This window comes from Flavobacterium commune (genome assembly GCF_001857965.1).
GTDB classification, from domain to species: domain Bacteria; phylum Bacteroidota; class Bacteroidia; order Flavobacteriales; family Flavobacteriaceae; genus Flavobacterium; species Flavobacterium commune.
Window position 1 is genome coordinate 872349 of record NZ_CP017774.1, and the last position, 15989, is coordinate 888337.

Annotated in this window: 16 protein-coding genes and 1 tRNA gene; 10 read left to right on the top strand and 7 right to left on the bottom strand. The window is 35.0% G+C overall.

The annotated features are described in order from the left end of the window. Positions 1-75 precede the first annotated feature (75 nt). The 3 genes from BIW12_RS03770 to BIW12_RS03780 are packed head-to-tail and all read left to right on the top strand — an operon-like array spanning position 76 to position 2486. Positions 76-924: a glycosyltransferase gene (locus BIW12_RS03770; protein WP_071183877.1), complete on the top strand. Its 849-nt coding sequence runs from the start codon at positions 76-78 to the stop codon at positions 922-924. Positions 925-978: 54 nt separating this feature from the next. After that, positions 979-1728, top strand: a complete 750-nt coding sequence (locus BIW12_RS03775; RefSeq protein WP_071183878.1) for an MlaE family ABC transporter permease — start codon at positions 979-981, stop codon at positions 1726-1728. Further along, complete coding sequence (locus BIW12_RS03780) at positions 1725-2486, top strand: ABC transporter ATP-binding protein (RefSeq protein ID WP_071183879.1); 762 nt, start codon at positions 1725-1727, stop codon at positions 2484-2486. Before BIW12_RS03775 ends, BIW12_RS03780 begins: the two co-directional genes overlap by 4 nt. A 95-nt stretch (positions 2487-2581) precedes the next feature. Here BIW12_RS03780 and BIW12_RS03785 read toward each other — a convergent pair whose 3' ends face one another. The 3 genes from BIW12_RS03785 to BIW12_RS03795 form a co-directional block, all read right to left on the bottom strand. Further along, positions 2582-3187 (bottom strand): SprT-like domain-containing protein, encoded by a 606-nt coding sequence (locus BIW12_RS03785; protein ID WP_071183880.1) that lies wholly within the window; start codon positions 3185-3187, stop codon positions 2582-2584. A 35-nt stretch (positions 3188-3222) separates the two neighbouring features. Next, on the bottom strand, positions 3223-3900 hold the full coding sequence (locus BIW12_RS03790) for an SDR family NAD(P)-dependent oxidoreductase (RefSeq protein WP_071183881.1): 678 nt from the start codon (positions 3898-3900) through the stop codon (positions 3223-3225). Between the two features lie 72 nt (positions 3901-3972). Next, positions 3973-5106: an acyl-CoA dehydrogenase gene (locus tag BIW12_RS03795; RefSeq protein ID WP_071183882.1), complete on the bottom strand. Its 1134-nt coding sequence runs from the start codon at positions 5104-5106 to the stop codon at positions 3973-3975. Between the two features lie 186 nt (positions 5107-5292). On the opposite strand from BIW12_RS03795, the gene BIW12_RS03800 reads away from it, so the two are divergent. Both BIW12_RS03800 and BIW12_RS03805 read left to right on the top strand, forming a co-directional pair. Further along, on the top strand, positions 5293-6369 hold the full coding sequence (locus BIW12_RS03800) for an anhydro-N-acetylmuramic acid kinase (RefSeq protein ID WP_071186115.1): 1077 nt from the start codon (positions 5293-5295) through the stop codon (positions 6367-6369). Positions 6370-6576: 207 nt separating this feature from the next. Beyond that, positions 6577-7482, top strand: a complete 906-nt coding sequence (locus BIW12_RS03805; RefSeq protein WP_071183883.1) for an energy transducer TonB — start codon at positions 6577-6579, stop codon at positions 7480-7482. Positions 7483-7599: 117 nt separating this feature from the next. Here the strand turns inward: BIW12_RS03805 and BIW12_RS03810 are convergent, their stop codons facing one another. Together BIW12_RS03810 and BIW12_RS03815 are read right to left on the bottom strand one after the other, a co-directional pair. Beyond that, a complete protein-coding gene (locus BIW12_RS03810) occupies positions 7600-7995 on the bottom strand; it encodes an ExbD/TolR family protein (protein WP_071183884.1) in 396 nt (131 codons plus the stop codon). A gap of 3 nt (positions 7996-7998) precedes the next feature. Then, positions 7999-8694, bottom strand: coding sequence for a MotA/TolQ/ExbB proton channel family protein (locus tag BIW12_RS03815; RefSeq protein WP_071183885.1), 696 nt, complete (start codon positions 8692-8694; stop codon positions 7999-8001). Positions 8695-8827: 133 nt separating this feature from the next. Between BIW12_RS03815 and BIW12_RS03820 the strand changes: the two genes are divergently transcribed. The 5 genes from BIW12_RS03820 to BIW12_RS03840 all read left to right on the top strand — a co-directional run bounded on the left by BIW12_RS03820 (position 8828) and on the right by BIW12_RS03840 (position 12930). Continuing rightward, entirely contained in the window at positions 8828-10048 is a 1221-nt protein-coding gene (locus BIW12_RS03820) for a bifunctional folylpolyglutamate synthase/dihydrofolate synthase (protein WP_071183886.1), read from the top strand. An 84-nt stretch (positions 10049-10132) separates the two neighbouring features. Continuing rightward, positions 10133-10210 (top strand) — tRNA-Val (locus tag BIW12_RS03825). A 118-nt stretch (positions 10211-10328) separates the two neighbouring features. Further along, positions 10329-11195, top strand: a complete 867-nt coding sequence (locus tag BIW12_RS03830; protein WP_071183887.1) for a chromate resistance protein ChrB domain-containing protein — start codon at positions 10329-10331, stop codon at positions 11193-11195. A 60-nt stretch (positions 11196-11255) separates the two neighbouring features. Further along, complete coding sequence (locus tag BIW12_RS03835; RefSeq protein WP_071183888.1) at positions 11256-11753, top strand: hypothetical protein; 498 nt, start codon at positions 11256-11258, stop codon at positions 11751-11753. A gap of 4 nt (positions 11754-11757) precedes the next feature. Continuing rightward, the gene (locus BIW12_RS03840) at positions 11758-12930 is read left to right on the top strand and encodes a chromate transporter (protein ID WP_071183889.1); all 1173 of its coding nucleotides are present in this window, start codon (positions 11758-11760) and stop codon (positions 12928-12930) included. Between the two features lie 52 nt (positions 12931-12982). Here BIW12_RS03840 and BIW12_RS03845 read toward each other — a convergent pair whose 3' ends face one another. Beyond that, on the bottom strand, positions 12983-14536 hold the full coding sequence (locus tag BIW12_RS03845; RefSeq protein ID WP_071183890.1) for a glycerol-3-phosphate dehydrogenase/oxidase: 1554 nt from the start codon (positions 14534-14536) through the stop codon (positions 12983-12985). A gap of 109 nt (positions 14537-14645) precedes the next feature. Then, positions 14646-15932, bottom strand: coding sequence for a UDP-N-acetylmuramoyl-tripeptide--D-alanyl-D-alanine ligase (locus tag BIW12_RS03850; RefSeq protein ID WP_071183891.1), 1287 nt, complete (start codon positions 15930-15932; stop codon positions 14646-14648). Positions 15933-15989 lie beyond the last annotated feature (57 nt).

Consider the following 15989-nt stretch of genomic DNA (forward strand, 5'->3'; position numbering starts at 1 on the left):
GATTTTTGATTTCTGATTTTTAGATGACACCAAAACAAATCTAAAATCTGAGATCTAAAATCTAAAATTTTTTAAATGAACTACTACATAGTTATTCCTGCTCATAACGAAGAAGAATTTATTTCTTTGACCTTAGAATCTTTAGTTTCGCAAACACTTTTACCTAAAAAAGTGATTATCGTAAATGATAATTCTACCGACAGCACTGCCGAAATTGTTCAGGCTTTCGCCAAAGACAATCCGTTTATCACATTGGTAGAAAAAAAATCGAGTGCCATTCATTTACCGGGAAGCAAAGTAATTCAGGCTTTTCAAAAAGGATTTGAAACCTTAGATGAGAATTATGATGTAATTGTAAAATTGGATGCCGACTTAATTTTTCCAAACAATTATTTCGAGACTATAACTAAACACTTTAACTCTGACCCAACAATTGGAATGGTGGGAGGATTTTGTTATATCGAAAAAAACGGCGAATGGGTTCTGGAAAACTTAACTGACAAAGATCACATCCGTGGTGCGCTTAAAGCCTACAGAAAAGAAACTTTCAAACAAATTGGTGGTTTAAGACCACAAATGGGTTGGGATACTGTTGATGAATTACTTTGTAAATTCTACAATTGGAAAGTCGTTACCGATGCTTCTTTGAAAGTAAAACACCTAAAACCAACGGGAGCCAATTACAATAAAACAGCTCGTTACAAACAGGGGGAAGCTTTTTATACTCTGGGTTACGGATTTTGGATTACTTCAATTGCTTCAGCTAAGTTGTCTTTTATGAAAAAGAAACCTTTGTTGTTTTTTGATTACATCCAGGGATTTCTAAAAGCAAAATCAGAAAAAAAACCATTGATGGTAACTGCTGAACAAGCTAAATTCATTCGTAATTATCGCTTGAAAAAGATGAAAGAGAAGCTTTTCTAATGAAAATCCATAACTCATAACTAATTTTGTAAATTAGCCCATATTCAAAAAACTATGATGCTCATTCGATATTTATCGCAAATAGGAAGATATTTCCTAATGCTCAAAGAGATTTTTAACAAACAAACCAAATGGTCTGTGATGCGCAATCTCATATTTAAAGAAATAGACGATTTAATCATTGGCTCACTAGGTATTGTTGCCTTCATTTCATTCTTTGTGGGTGGAGTAGTTTCTATTCAGACCGCTTTGAATTTAACCAATCCATTAATCCCAAAATATCTAATCGGTTTTGCAACCCGCCAATCGGTAATTTTGGAATTTGCGCCAACCTTTATTTCAGTAATTATGGCCGGAAAAATGGGTTCATTCATTACCTCAAGTATCGGAACCATGCGTGTTACTGAACAAATTGACGCTCTGGAAGTAATGGGAGTTAATTCATTAAACTACTTAGTTTTTCCTAAAATCATCGCCTTATTATTGTATCCATTTGTTATTGGAATTAGTATGTTTTTAGGAATCCTAGGAGGCTGGATAGCCGGCGTTTATGGTGGTTTTACCTCAAGTGCCGAATTTATCAATGGAGCTCAGATGGAATTTATCCCATTTCATATTACTTATGCTTTTATTAAAACCATCATTTTTGCCATGTTATTAGCTACAATTCCATCTTTTCACGGTTATTATATGAAAGGTGGCGCATTGGAAGTAGGTAAAGCAAGTACAGTATCCTTTGTTTGGACATCGGTTTCCATCATACTTTTCAATTATATACTAACTCAGTTGTTACTAGGATCATGATAGAAGTAAAAAACATAGAGAAATCATTTGGAGACAGTAAAATTCTTAAAGGAGTCAGCACTATTTTCGAAACCGGAAAAACCAATCTTATCATTGGACAAAGTGGTTCCGGAAAAACAGTATTATTAAAGAGTTTACTTGGAATTCACCAACCCGAAGTAGGAACGATTTCTTTCGATGGTCGTATTTATTCTGAATTGGATCCCGATGAAAAAAGAGAATTACGTACCGAAATTGGAATGGTTTTTCAAGGAAGTGCCTTATTCGATTCGATGACCGTTGCCGAAAATGTGGCTTTCCCATTGAAAATGTTTACCAAAGACGACAAAGCAAAAATTGAAGACAGGGTAGATTTTGTTTTAAAAAGAGTGAATCTAATTGACGCTCATAAAAAATTACCTTCTGAAATTTCAGGAGGAATGCAAAAACGTGTGGCTATTGCCCGCGCTATCGTAAACAATCCGAAATACCTATTTTGTGATGAACCTAACTCCGGATTAGACCCTAACACCTCAATATTGATTGATAACCTCATCAAAGAAATCACCGAAGAATACAATATCACAACAGTAATCAATACACACGATATGAACTCAGTGATGGAAATAGGTGAGAAAATCCTATTCTTAAAAAACGGTTTAAAAGCCTGGGAAGGTACTAAAGAAGAAATTTTCAGAACTGATAACGAAGCTGTTGTTGCTTTTGTATATTCTTCTAATTTGTTCAAAAAAGTAAGAGAAGCACATTTGAAAGAATAACTCTTTTAAATTCCAAATAATCAAAATCCCAAATTCCAACTTTACCCCGAAATTTCGGGATTGGAATTTGGGATTTCTATTTTGGAATTTATTTATTAGTTGGAATTTTTAATCAATTCCACCTCAGCGTTGGGATTAAATAAATACAAACGTCCAGAACTCATTTCTAAGCACTCATATCGTTTGGTACGAACTGCTATTTTCTTGAAAACCTTACCGTTTTTAATTCGGAATACACTGCCGTAGGGAATTTCGAAAACATAATTTTTATCGTTTTGCTTGTCAAATTGTTTTAAGGCAAGGGACAAAGTAGTATCGGTATCGCTGCTGGCACTAGGATTTCTAAAATGTCTGGCTAACAAAGGTAGCAATTGGTTTGGGAAAATTTCAGGGCGAATATAAGGCACCATCAATTGCTGAAAAGTATGTTTCCACTCATTTCCATGCGGTTTAATGTTGCGACCAAATTTTTCGAAAGCTACTAAATGCGCAATTTCGTGAATGAGCGTAATTAAAAAACGATATTTATTCAAACTTCCGTTTACGGTAATTTCGTGTTTTCCGTTCATGGCTTTTCGATAATCCCCATGACGAGTCGCACGCTCGTTAACGATTTTCAAATGTACTCCATGCTCCACAATCAACTCAAAAACAGGTTTGACTGCGTGATCAGGAAGATATTTTGCTAAGGTATCGCTCAATTGGGATTTGGAATTTAAAATTTGAGATTTAAATTTTACGGATTGGTAGTTGAAACCTGCAATACTTTTCCGTTAAAATATTTATTTCCGTTCAATGTAAAATCAAAAATATAGGTTGCCATGCCTTCTGCCGAAATTGGCGCTTGATAACCCGGGAAAGCTTCTTGCAACATTTCCGTTTGCACAGCTCCTAATGCCAAAACATTAAACGCAATGCCATGTTCTTTGTATTCTTCGGCTAATAATTCCGAAAGCGAAATTACAGCTCCTTTACTTGAACTATAAGCGGCAAGACCGGCAAATTTCAAACTGCCCTGAACGCCTCCCATCGAACTGATGGTAACTACATGACTTCCTTTTTGTAAAAACGGAATGCAAATACGAGTCAAATTTGCAACAGCAAAAACATTCACCTTATACACATTTTCAAAATCTGTTTGGGTTAAGGTTTCAAAAGGTTTACAAATTAAACTTCCTGCATTGTGAATCACAGCATCAACCTGTTTCCATGTTTCAGCAAGAAAATTTTCTACTTTTTCTAAATCAGATTCGTTCGACAAATCAACCGAAAGACAACTGATATTTTCATGAACGATTAACTCTTGAGGTGTTTTTCTCGAAATAGCTAAAACCTGATGTCCTGCATTAGCAAATTGTAAAGCCAATTCAAAACCAATTCCTCTACTGGTTCCTGTAATAATAATATTCTTCATGTCACAAAAATAAACAAAAGCTACAAAATAGTCATTGGCTTGCCCAAAACAATATTGGGCTTATTTTTACAACTACAAAGTTCTTGAAATCACTATTTTTTGAATCTCTGATGTTCCTTCATAAATTTGGGTAATTTTTGCATCACGCATCATACGCTCCACATGATATTCGGCTACATAGCCATTTCCGCCGTGAATTTGGACAGCTTCAATAGTAACATCCATAGCTGTTTGTGAAGCAAACAACTTAGCCATCGCTCCCGATTGGGTAATATCCATACCCACATCTTTCTCTGAAGCGGCTTTTAAACACAGCAATTTAGCAGCCGTAATTTGGGTCGCCATATCCACTAATTTAAAAGCAATAGCCTGATGTTGAAAAATTTCTTTACCAAAAGATTCCCTTACATGGGAATATTTCAATGCCAATTCATAAGCCCCTGTGGCAATTCCTAATGCCTGGGAAGCAATCCCTATTCGACCGCCATTAAGAATTTCCATAGCAAAATGAAACCCAAAACCATCTTCCCCTATCCTATTTTCCTTTGGTACTTTTACATCATTAAATATGAGCGAATGTGTATCTGAGCCTCTGATTCCCATCTTCTTTTCCTTAGGACCAACTTCAAAACCAGCCCAACCTTTTTCGACAATAAAAGCATTAATCCCCTTATGTCCTTTTTCAGCATCCGTTTGTGCCATCACAATATAAGTCGAAGCCGTAGAACCATTGGTTATCCAGTTTTTTGTTCCATTCAGTAAATAATAGTCTCCCTTATCGATGGCTGTTGTTTTTTGCGAAGTGGCGTCAGAACCCGCATTAGGTTCCGAAAGACAAAAAGCACCAATAATCTCACCTTTTGCTAATGGGACCAAATATTTTTGTTTTTGCTCTTCGTTGCAATATTTTTCCAATCCGGCACAAACCAAAGAATTATTTACAGACATAATGACCGCAGATGAAGCATCGACTTTTGCAATTTCGCTGAGCACCAAAACATAAGAAACATTGTCCATGCCCGAACCTCCGTATTTAGGATCGACCATCATTCCCAGAAAACCCAATTCTGCCATTTTTTTCACCTGTTCGGCGGGGAATTTAGAAAACTCATCCCGCTCTATCACTCCCGGCAATAATTCGTTTTGGGCAAAATCTCTAGCAGCCTGCTGAATCATTTTTTGTTCTTCGGTCAAATTGAAATCCATAATAATGCTTTTTATAAATTAAGTCCTCAAATACGAATGAAAAAAGGCATTTGGAACGTAAAAAATATTTCAAAATTCCATACACAATCTTCGCTTATTGCTTTTGTGTTTTCTAAATTTACTTACTTTTATTTAAAAAAAGCAACTTCGACTTTTAATATTTTAATCGCTTCTCATTTCCAATATATGAAAAAAGAATTTTACAACGTAATTGGCGTTATGTCAGGAACTTCACTTGACGGAGTTGATTTGGCTCACATTCAATTCGAAATAAAACAAAACCAATGGTCTTTTAAAATTCTGGAAAGCGAAACCGTTCCTTATAGCACTGATTGGGTGAACCAATTAAAATCAGCAGTGGATTTTTCGAAAGAAAATCTCGAGATTTTGAATCAAAATTACACCCAGCTACTTTCAAAAATCATCGTTGATTTTATCAAAAAAAATAAAATCATCAATCTTGACGCCGTTTGTTCCCATGGTCACACCATTTTACACCAACCGCAAAACGGATTCACACTTCAAATAGGAAATCTTCCGGAAATTGCTACTTTGACCCAACAAAGAATAGTTTGCGATTTTAGGGTTGAAGATGTTCAATTAGGCGGACAAGGCGCTCCATTAGTTCCTATTGGTGACCGGATTTTATTTAGCGAATACGATTATTGTATCAATTTAGGTGGTTTTTCCAATGTTTCTTTCGAAGAAAATAATCAAAGAATTGCTTTTGACATTTCGCCTGTAAACACCGTTTTGAATTTTTATGCCAATCAACTGGGATTGAATTATGACGATAAAGGTCAAATTTCGAAAACCGGAAAAATCAGTACTGAATTATTAAACGAATTAAATGCTTTCGATTTTTATCAAAAAAAACATCCAAAATCCTTAGGATTCGAATTTGTAAAAGAAGCTGTGTTGCCGCTGATAGAAAAATTCAATATTTCAATCGAAGATAAACTACACACTTTTACCGAACATATTTCTTTACAAACGGCCTTGGCTTTGCCAACAAAAAAAGGTAGTTTATTGATTACCGGAGGCGGTGCTTACAATGATTTTCTTATTTCCAGAATCCAACATTATTTACCCGAAATGAAGCTCATCATTCCCGAAAACAAAATTCTGGAATTTAAAGAAGCTTTAATTTTTGCCTTACTTGGAATCCTAAAACTGAGAGACGAAATCAATGTGCTAAGCAGCGTGACCGGTGCAAGAGAAGATCATAGCTCTGGTTTTATTTACTTGCCAAAACATAATTAAAACTAAGTTCTCTATACCTGCCGGTGGCAAACAGGCATTTTTTTGTTACTCCCGAAGTTTCGGGACATTAGACAAAAAACACTCGAACTGACATTTTGATAATTTAATCCAATGAGTTATTTTAATTGAAAGCAGTGTTTTTTACTCTTAACAATTTTTAGTACTTTTCGACGTTTTTAATACTAGCATCAAAATTTAAAAATACCAATGAGTTCAACCATTTCATCAGATCAAAAAAAATCGTTAGCAATCTCTACGCTTTTGTACGCAACACTGCTACTGATTTTATTCTTCATCCGTTTTTGGCCTCCTGCAAATTTGGACGAGCTAACTGGTGGTGGCGGTGGCGGCGGTGTTACTGTTAATTTTGGAGATAGTGATTTTGGTTCCGGTTCTAATTATAAAAGTGAGATTTTGGAAGTAAAAAACCACGCCAAACCAGCACCTTCGAAAACAATTCCTGACGAAGCTATTTTATCACAGGAAAACACCACCGAAGAAAGTGTTGTAATTCCACCGAAAGAAAAGACAAAAAAAACTATAGTAGTTGTAAAAAAAGAAGAACCAAAACCTATAGTTGTTGCAAAACCTAAAGTTTCTAACAGCACTAATGATGCCTTAGCCAGCATTATGAAAGGTTCTAACCGAGGTGGTGACGGGGACGACAAAACAGCAGGCAACAAAGGAAGACCCAACGGAAATTTAAGCTCCAATAGTTATTATGGCACTGGTGGTTCTGGTGGAGGAACCGGAGGAGGCAATGGAACAGGTAACGGAACAGGCACTGGCTCAGGAAGCGGAAGTGGCTATGGCGGAGGCTCAGGAAGTGGTTCTGGTGATGGAATAGGTTATTCACTAGGAAATAGAAAAGCAATTTCTAAACCTGTTCCTAAATACACTTGCAATGAAGAAGGAAGAGTTGTTGTTGAAGTTTCAGTAGATCGAAACGGAAGGACAGTAAGCGCTATTGCCGGAATAAAAGGAACAACTAACACAATCAGCTGCCTATTAGAGCAAGCCAAAATTGCAGCAATGAATACCCGATGGGATCCAAGCAGTAATGCTCCTGAAAAGCAAACGGGTAAAATTATATATAATTTCAAACTGAATTAATAAAACTCCTTTTGTTCAAAAAAAGCATAAATCATAAAAAAGATAGAGCCTTAGTTTGCAAACTAAGGCTCTATCTTTTTTATGGGTTTGATTTTTAAATCTCGTTAATTCTTAAAATTATTTTGGACTCGTTGCAATTACAAATTTTAAATTATTTCTAACTCCTATTTGCAACACATCAACCAAATCCTGTACTTGTAAATTGAACGGAATTCTAACTACTACTGTCTGATCTTTTTCTGTATCCATCTTAGACATTAAAGTTGTTTCCAGCTCTTCAAAAACAACGGGCTGTTTATCAATATAAAATTTTTTATCTTCAGTTACCGACAAACTAATAAATTGTTTGTTTGTTTTCTCATTAGCCTTGGCTTTTGGCAAAGTCATTTTGATAACATTCGGATTTGCCAAAGTTGATATAATCAGGAAAAAAAGCAACAGGAAAAACATAATGTCACTCAATGACGAAGTAGCCACTTCGGCATGAAATCTTCTTTTGCGCTTAATTGACATAATTTAAGATTTTTGAATAATATTGACAAACTCCAATATTTGTTTCTGAATTTTTAAAGCAAAATGATCAATCTTTCCGTTCAACAAATGGTAACCGCTATATGCAATAATCCCCACAATCAATCCGGCTCCACTACTAATCATCTTTTCATACAATCCACCGGAAATGTTCCCTATACTGATATTTTCGGTTACCGAAATACTGTAAAATATTTTAATAACCCCCGAAATAGTACCGATAAATCCCAATGTTGGCGCAATACCGGCAATAAGCCCTAATTGTCCCAGATGTTTCTCCATCTCCCCTATTTCAATATCTGCTGCACGATCCATATTCGATTCAATTTCAGTAATAGGTCTTCCCACGACCTGAACTCCTTCTTTAAGTATATTCCCGGAAGCGGTATTGCTTCTCTCGGCTATAGCAAGTGCCATATCTAATTTCCCTGAAATAAGATTTACACTGACATCTTTTAATAAATGAGTATCAATCTTTGAAGCTTTATTTATGTATAAATAACGCTCAATAATTAAATAAAAAGTATAAAATAATAATATTGAAATTGGGATTAAGAAAAAACCTCCTTTTAAAATAAAACCTAAAACAGAAATTTCAGTATTTGAAGCCACGTTTTCGACAACAACATTTGAAGCAGCATTAGCAATAGTATCGGCCTGTAATTGGATATAACTAAACATATATTATTTTTTAATTTTACTCATTAATTATAAAAAATACTTCAATTTTGCATTGCAGTAACTTTTAGTTGCAATATTAAACTAAAAAAACCGAAATTTATTTCAGTCCCGAACTAATTTTATCAAAAAATAAATGAATTATCAAGAAACTACAGCCTGGATGTTCAATCAACTTCCGATGTACCAATTGCAAGGAGCTTCTGCTTACAAAAAAGATTTAACCAATACGCATTTACTGATAAATCACCTCAATAATCCGCATACCAATTTAAAATGTATTCATGTTGCCGGGACAAACGGAAAAGGTTCTACTTCTCATATGCTGGCTTCCATACTTCAGGAAGCGGGTTACAAAGTGGGACTTTATACCTCGCCTCATTTAAAAGATTACAGAGAGCGCATTAAAATAAACGGTTTCGAAATTACTGAAGATTTTGTTTGTGATTTTATCAATTCAAACAAATCTTTTTTTGAAACCAATGACATTAGTTTTTTCGAAATGAGCGTTGGATTGGCCTTTGCTTATTTCGCCAAAGAAGAAGTCGATATTGCTATTATTGAAGTCGGAATGGGCGGAAGACTCGATGCTACTAATATCATCACTCCCTTAGTATCGGTGATAACAAATATTGGATTAGATCACCTTCAGTTTCTTGGAAACACCTTAGAAGCAATTGCTTTTGAAAAAGCCGGAATTATCAAAACTGAAATTCCGGTTGTAATTGGAGAATACACCGACGAAACAAAACCTGTTTTCGAAGCGAAAGCAAAAGAAACCAATTCCGAAATCTACTTCGCCTCCGATTTGATTTCAGAAAACCTTCCCTCGGATTTAATTGGCGATTATCAAATACACAATAAAAAAACGGTTATACAAACCATCCAAATTTTAAATACTAAAACTGATTTTTCTATTAATCAAAATAACATTGAATCAGGCTTATTAAATGTAGTGAAAAACACCGGACTTTTGGGAAGATGGCAACAATTAGGCAGCTCCCCTAAAATCATCTGTGACACCGCACACAACAAAAACGGATTAGAGATTGTACTAAACCAAATTAAAAAAGAAAAATTTGAGCAATTGCATATTGTTTTAGGAGTTGTAAACGACAAAGATTTAGACGAAGTTTTGCCTTTGTTCCCTAAAAATGCAATTTATTATTTTTGCAAACCAAATATTCCTCGAGGACTCGAAGCATTGGCATTAAAAGAAAAAGCAGCACAATTCGGCTTAAAAGGAGCAATACTACACTCTGTTCCAGAAGCTTATAAAAAATCAAAAGAATCAGCTAATTCCAACGATTTCATATATGTGGGAGGAAGTACCTTTGTAGTTGCAGAAATTTTATAATTTTTTTCGTTTTTTGCTTGCAAACTCGAAAAAGCATTGTATATTTGCACTCGCAATCACAAACGACAGCAACCTAGTAAAATAGGGCGATTAGCTCAGCTGGTTCAGAGCACCTCGTTTACACCGAGGGGGTCGGGGGTTCGAACCCCTCATCGCCCACCAAAAAACTCCTTAAGCAATTAAGGAGTTTTTTTTATGCCGTATCTTAGCTTTTTAATCCTAAAATAAATGTAGCTTAGCTTCACATTTAAAAATTAAATTTCCTTTAATATTATTTGGAATGAAATGGATTACCAGAGAAAGACCAAAAATAGATAGAATTGCATGCCCTTGGCTGATTAAAAAATTTGTCGATACTGAAGCCGAGTTCATTTATGTCCCCTTCAATATTGTTTTAAGCAAGGCAAAAGAATTAAATGCAATTCCGTTTGACATTCCAAACGTAGAATTCACACACTATAACCAAGAAAGCACCTTTGATTATATTATCAAAAAGTATCAAATTAACGATCCTGCTATTTCAATTATAGCCGAAATTGTGCGAGGAGCTGACACTGACAGACATGACATTGCAAAAGAATCGGCGGGACTTTGGGCAATTTCAGCGGGACTTTCATACAACATCACAGACGATTATAAATTACTGGAAACAGGCATGATTGTTTATGACGCATTATACAGCTGGGCTACTCACTTGTACCAACAAAAGCATTTACAAAATAGTCCTTTTGAAAACTTACTGCATGAAGTTTACAATAAATTCCTAAAAGACAAAAAACATTCAAGCAAAACTCCTTCCTGGGTTAAAGACTTAAAAGAAATCATTCAGGATCAAATTGACACCCAATTCACCTTTGATTTAAAACAAATCTCAAATGATTTGAATTTGAATCCGTCTTATTTATCCAGAGAGTTTTCTAAGTATTTTGAAGATTTGAATTTTGGAGATTATGTTAGAAAACTTCGAATTGAAAAAGCAATTAATCTTATCGAAAATTCATCCTACACATTAACGGAAATAGCTTATATGACCGGTTTTTCAGATCAAAGCCATTTTACCCGAATTTTCAAATTGCATACTGGGAAAAACCCGTCTTCTTATCGAAAAAGAATACAAAAAAGTAATCCAGATACAAAAGGTAAATAGGATTCTATTTATAGTACTATTCCTGTTCATAGCTTTGCTTTTATTATCAAATCCAAAACTATGTCACTTAAGCCCACTCTTTTTATTACCTTATTATTATCAAGTATTGCCGGTTTTTCGCAAACTGTTTACCCAAAAATCACAGGCTATTTTGGCATACTGCATCCGATAGTTTCGATCAGTAAAGAGGAAACTACAGTAAACTTCAGAGATTATTATGCCGTAGGTTTTCCCACAGGAATCAACATCTGGAAAAACGAAAAAATCGGGTTCTCCTTTGAAGTTGTCCCAAATATCAAAGACGATCAGGGAACAAGCAAAGTAACCAACTTATTATTTCACCCGGGAGTTTTAGTCGCTTTAGGAAAAGGATATACTTTTGCAGGAAGAGCAGCATTTGAATCTAATGGCAGATACGGAATAACAGCTGTTTTTAACAAAACTATCATGAAAAACAATAACTGCAGTTATTTTGTAGCCATACCATTTCCTGTTCGTTTTGGCAATGATCACCCAACAACTTTTACCGCAAGTTTTCAATTTGGAATAGCTTTTTAAAATTATGATAACAAAACCAAAATACAGCTTAAAAGATATCGTCTTATATTTTTTAAGACTAGGAACTACAGGCTTTGGTGGCCCGGTAGCCTTAGTAGGATACATGCACAAAGATTTAGTTGAAAATCGAAAATGGATTTCCGAAGAAGAATACAAACAAGGAATTGCATTAGCACAATTAGCTCCGGGACCTTTAGCAGCCCAGTTAGGAATCTATTTAGGATACGTACATTACGGCTTACTTGGCGCTACTTTAGTTGGATTTGCTTTCATCCTTCCCTCTTTTATAATGGTAATATTACTGGCAATTGTCTATAAATTGTACGGTGGTTTATCATGGATACAAGCTGTTTTCTATGGAGTTGGAGCTGCCGTTGTAGGGATAATCACTTTGAGCTCTTATAAACTGACATTAAAATCTATTGGAAAATTGAATCCCGAATCGTTTAAATCAAAATGGTTATTGTGGTTCTTTTTTACTCTGGCTACAGTGATTACTTATATCACCGAGCAAGAGCAAATATTATTCTTTATAGCCGCAGGACTGTTATACATGTTTATAAAAAACCCTCCCCGATTACGAAATACTGCAATTGTCAATTCGGTAATTCTTTGTCAAATTTCCTTTTGGGATTACGAAAACCCAATACTTCTAAAAATAGCCGTTTTCTTTGCCGAAGCCGGAGCTTTTGTCTTTGGAAGCGGATTGGCAATCGTACCTTTTTTACATTCGGGAGTCGTAACTGAAAACCAATGGTTAACAGAACAACAGTTTCTGGATTCGGTTGCTGTCGCCATGATAACTCCAGGTCCGGTTGTAATAACAGTAGGTTTTATTGGGTATCTGGTTGCCGGATTTCTGGGAGCCTTAGTTGCGGCATTGGCTACATTTTTACCTTGTTATTTGTTTACCATAATCTTAGCTCCTTATTTTAACAAGATTGCAAATAACAAATCTGTATCTGCATTTGTCGAAGGTATTACTGCTACTGTTGTAGGAGCTTTAGTTGGCTCAGTTATTATTATAGCTAAACGAAGCATTACAGACATCCCAACCTTACTTATAGCCGCAACTACTGTTTTGGTTTTAATTTATTACAAAAAAATCCAGGAGCCTTATATCATTGTAATTGCTGCAGTTTTAGGAACTTGTATAAAACTAATCCAGAGTCAGTAAATATCCCTAAGCTAATTCAATAACTTCATTAGAAATAATGGAGTTATTTTTTTTATTTTACCAAATATCCTTCAGCTAATTCATGAAACAAAACAATTTGCTCCTCCTTCCACTCAGTATTTTTTCCTAACAAAAAAGCCATTATTTCTGCAACAACAGGAGCAGCCTGGATTGCCGCTCTTGCATCAAGAAAAAGCAATCTGATCCTTCTTGCTAAAACATCCTCAACAGTTAGAGCCATTTCGTTTTTTACTACCCAAACTACTTCTGCTTTTGTATAAGGATAGTCTGGATGAATTTTTTCAGATAAAGAAACATCAGCAGCAATTATTTGTTGTATCAAATGAGCATCAGAACCATAAATTGCGAAATGGGAATTCGTTTTTTCTTTTGAATATCCGTGTATTTGCAAACGTCTGGTTTTACATCTGACAAATTTCAATCCCGAAGCCTGAATTGCTTTATTGATAGTCTGTTCGGCCATACTTCTATAAGTAGTCCACTTGCCTCCAGTCACATTAATCAATCCAGAAGAAAGTACTTTAATACTATGCTCTCTTGACAACAAAGCTGTTTTTTTCTCAGCACCTACTTTCACCAACGGACGCAAACCTACAAAAACACTATTTAGATCAGCATAATCAATTTTATGTTTCGAATATTTATTAAAATGATTGATGATAAAATGAATTTCCTCTTCCAATGGTTTTGGCTCCAATGCTACTTCTTTAACAGGAGTATCGGTAGTACCTAACACTATTTTATCATGCCAGGGAATTACAAACAAAACCCTGCCATCAGACGTTTTAGGAATCAACATCGCCGAAGAACCTTCAAAATAAGACTTATTCAATACCAGATGAATTCCTTGCGATGGCGCAATGGTTACTTCTGCATGTCCTTCCGCCTTTTGCAGTAAATCATCCGCAAAAACACCAGTTGCATTAACAACTGCCTTCGCTTTAATACTATATTCCTGATTTGATAATTCGTCTTTTGCAATTAAACCAATTATCTTATTGTCCTTTTTTATAAAATCAGAAACTGCGCAATAATTCAACACTAGTGCTCCATATTCAATTGCGGTTTGAGCTAAATTAATTGCCAATCGACTATCATCAAATTGCCCATCATAATACAAAACGCCTCCTTTTAAGTTGGTCGAATCCAAATCAGGCAAATGTTTTAAAGTAGCTGCTTTTGAAAGTATTCGTGTTTTTCCCAGACTAAATTTAGCCGACAAAAACTCGTAAATCCACAAACCAAAACCATAATACCATTTATCCCACCACGAATATACCGGTACTACAAATCCTAATTTATGACAAACATGCGGTGCATTTCTAAGCATTCGACCGCGTTCCAGCAAAGCTTCCCGAACCAAATGAATATTGCCCTGAGCCAAATACCTTACTCCGCCATGAACTAATTTTGTAGATCTGCCGGAAGTTCCTTTGGCAAAATCATACTTCTCCAAAAGCAAGGTCTTATATCCACGACTGGCAGCATCAACAGCACAACCGAGGCCAGTAGCTCCTCCACCAATTATAACGATATCAAATTCGGTATTTTCACGAAGTTGATTAAACTTTTCTTCTCTATTCATCAAAAAAAAAAAAATAACTTTAAACTTGCTGTTGTATTTTACAACCACAAGTCTAAAGTTAATTCATTATTATTGGATTATTCTTTTTTGAATTTAAAAAAAGAATAAATTATTTTATAAAATCCAAAGTACGCTCTAAAGCCATACCACGAGAACCTTTTATTAGTATTGTATTATTTTCGAAATTTACTCCTTCTAAACCAACCGAAAAAGCATCAAAACTGTCATAAAAATAAAAATTATCTTTTGCTAGCTGGCACTCAAAAAAAGCTTTCCCAACAAAATAACATCTTACATTAGCTTCGTTCACTAACGAATTCACCAAAGCTTCATGCTCTTTATGACTTTCCTCACCCAGCTCGAACATATCTCCTAAAATCATTATTTTATTTGATTTTTCAAGCTGTAAAAAATTAGCAATCGCAACAGCCATACTGCTTGGATTGGCATTATAAGCATCCAGAATAATCTCGTTAGTTCCCTTAGTCAACAATTGTGATCTATTATTCTCAGGAATATAACTCTCTAATGCTGCTTTTATCGCTTCATCCTCAACTTCAAAAAACTTCCCAATAGTCAGAGCCGCATTTACATTATTGGCATTATACAAACCTATCAAATGCGTTTTGATTTGAAGCGAATCAAAACCAACTTCTACAAAAGGATTAGCTTTAACTTCAGCAATCACAACATTTGCGTTTTTCTTATTTATTCCAAAAGAATAGTGTTTTAAATCTTTGGATTTTTCAAGCTGAATAGGGTCTTCAAGATTAATAAAAGCTAATTTATCATTCTTTGCAAGATATTGATACATTTCGCTCTTTCCTTGAATAACGCCTTCCACACCCCCAAAGCCCTCTAAGTGTGCTTTACCAAAATTAGTAATATAACCATAATCAGGTTGGGCAATTTCGCAAAGAAATTCGATTTCTTTTTTGTGATTGGCACCCATTTCAACAATCCCAATTTCGGTATTTGCATCAAAAGACAACAAGGTCAACGGAACACCAATATGGTTATTCAAATTCCCAACAGTAGCTTTCGTCTTGTATTTTTTAGCCAAAACCACATTAATCAACTCCTTAGTAGTGGTTTTCCCATTACTTCCTGTAAGAGCAACAATAGGCAATTTCAAATAATTCCTATGAAACTTTGCCAATTCCTGCAAAGCAACTAAACTATCCTCTACTAAAACCGTTCTCTCATCAATGTAGTAAGCTTCATTGTCAATTATCACACAAGAAGCACCTTTCTCTAATGCTTCTGCAGCAAAAGTATTGGCATCAAATCGATCGCCTTTAATAGCAACAAACAATGATTTTGGTTCAATTTTTCGGGTATCTATCGAAACTCCGCTACATTTTAAAAATAAACTATGAATGTAATTGATATCCATATAAAAATGATTTAAAAAATAAAAGCCCTAATCAAAGGGCTTTTTATTTATTTTATT

Bases quoted from the DNA above. Each gene is read 5' to 3' on its own strand.
- BIW12_RS03800 (WP_071186115.1), top strand. From the start codon at position 5,293: ATGAAAAAAGAATTTTACAACGTAATTGGCGTTATGTCAGGAACTTCA.
- BIW12_RS03780 (WP_071183879.1), top strand. From the start codon at position 1,725: ATGATAGAAGTAAAAAACATAGAGAAATCATTTGGAGACAGTAAAATT.
- BIW12_RS03805 (WP_071183883.1), top strand. From the start codon at position 6,577: ATGAGTTCAACCATTTCATCAGATCAAAAAAAATCGTTAGCAATCTCT.
- BIW12_RS03815 (WP_071183885.1), bottom strand. From the start codon at position 8,694: ATGTTTAGTTATATCCAATTACAGGCCGATACTATTGCTAATGCTGCT.
- BIW12_RS03850 (WP_071183891.1), bottom strand. From the start codon at position 15,932: ATGGATATCAATTACATTCATAGTTTATTTTTAAAATGTAGCGGAGTT.
- BIW12_RS03795 (WP_071183882.1), bottom strand. From the start codon at position 5,106: ATGGATTTCAATTTGACCGAAGAACAAAAAATGATTCAGCAGGCTGCT.
- BIW12_RS03770 (WP_071183877.1), top strand. From the start codon at position 76: ATGAACTACTACATAGTTATTCCTGCTCATAACGAAGAAGAATTTATT.
- BIW12_RS03820 (WP_071183886.1), top strand. From the start codon at position 8,828: ATGAATTATCAAGAAACTACAGCCTGGATGTTCAATCAACTTCCGATG.
- BIW12_RS03830 (WP_071183887.1), top strand. From the start codon at position 10,329: ATGAAATGGATTACCAGAGAAAGACCAAAAATAGATAGAATTGCATGC.
- BIW12_RS03810 (WP_071183884.1), bottom strand. From the start codon at position 7,995: ATGTCAATTAAGCGCAAAAGAAGATTTCATGCCGAAGTGGCTACTTCG.
- BIW12_RS03840 (WP_071183889.1), top strand. From the start codon at position 11,758: ATGATAACAAAACCAAAATACAGCTTAAAAGATATCGTCTTATATTTT.
- BIW12_RS03845 (WP_071183890.1), bottom strand. From the start codon at position 14,536: ATGAATAGAGAAGAAAAGTTTAATCAACTTCGTGAAAATACCGAATTT.
- BIW12_RS03775 (WP_071183878.1), top strand. From the start codon at position 979: ATGATGCTCATTCGATATTTATCGCAAATAGGAAGATATTTCCTAATG.
- BIW12_RS03835 (WP_071183888.1), top strand. From the start codon at position 11,256: ATGTCACTTAAGCCCACTCTTTTTATTACCTTATTATTATCAAGTATT.
- BIW12_RS03790 (WP_071183881.1), bottom strand. From the start codon at position 3,900: ATGAAGAATATTATTATTACAGGAACCAGTAGAGGAATTGGTTTTGAA.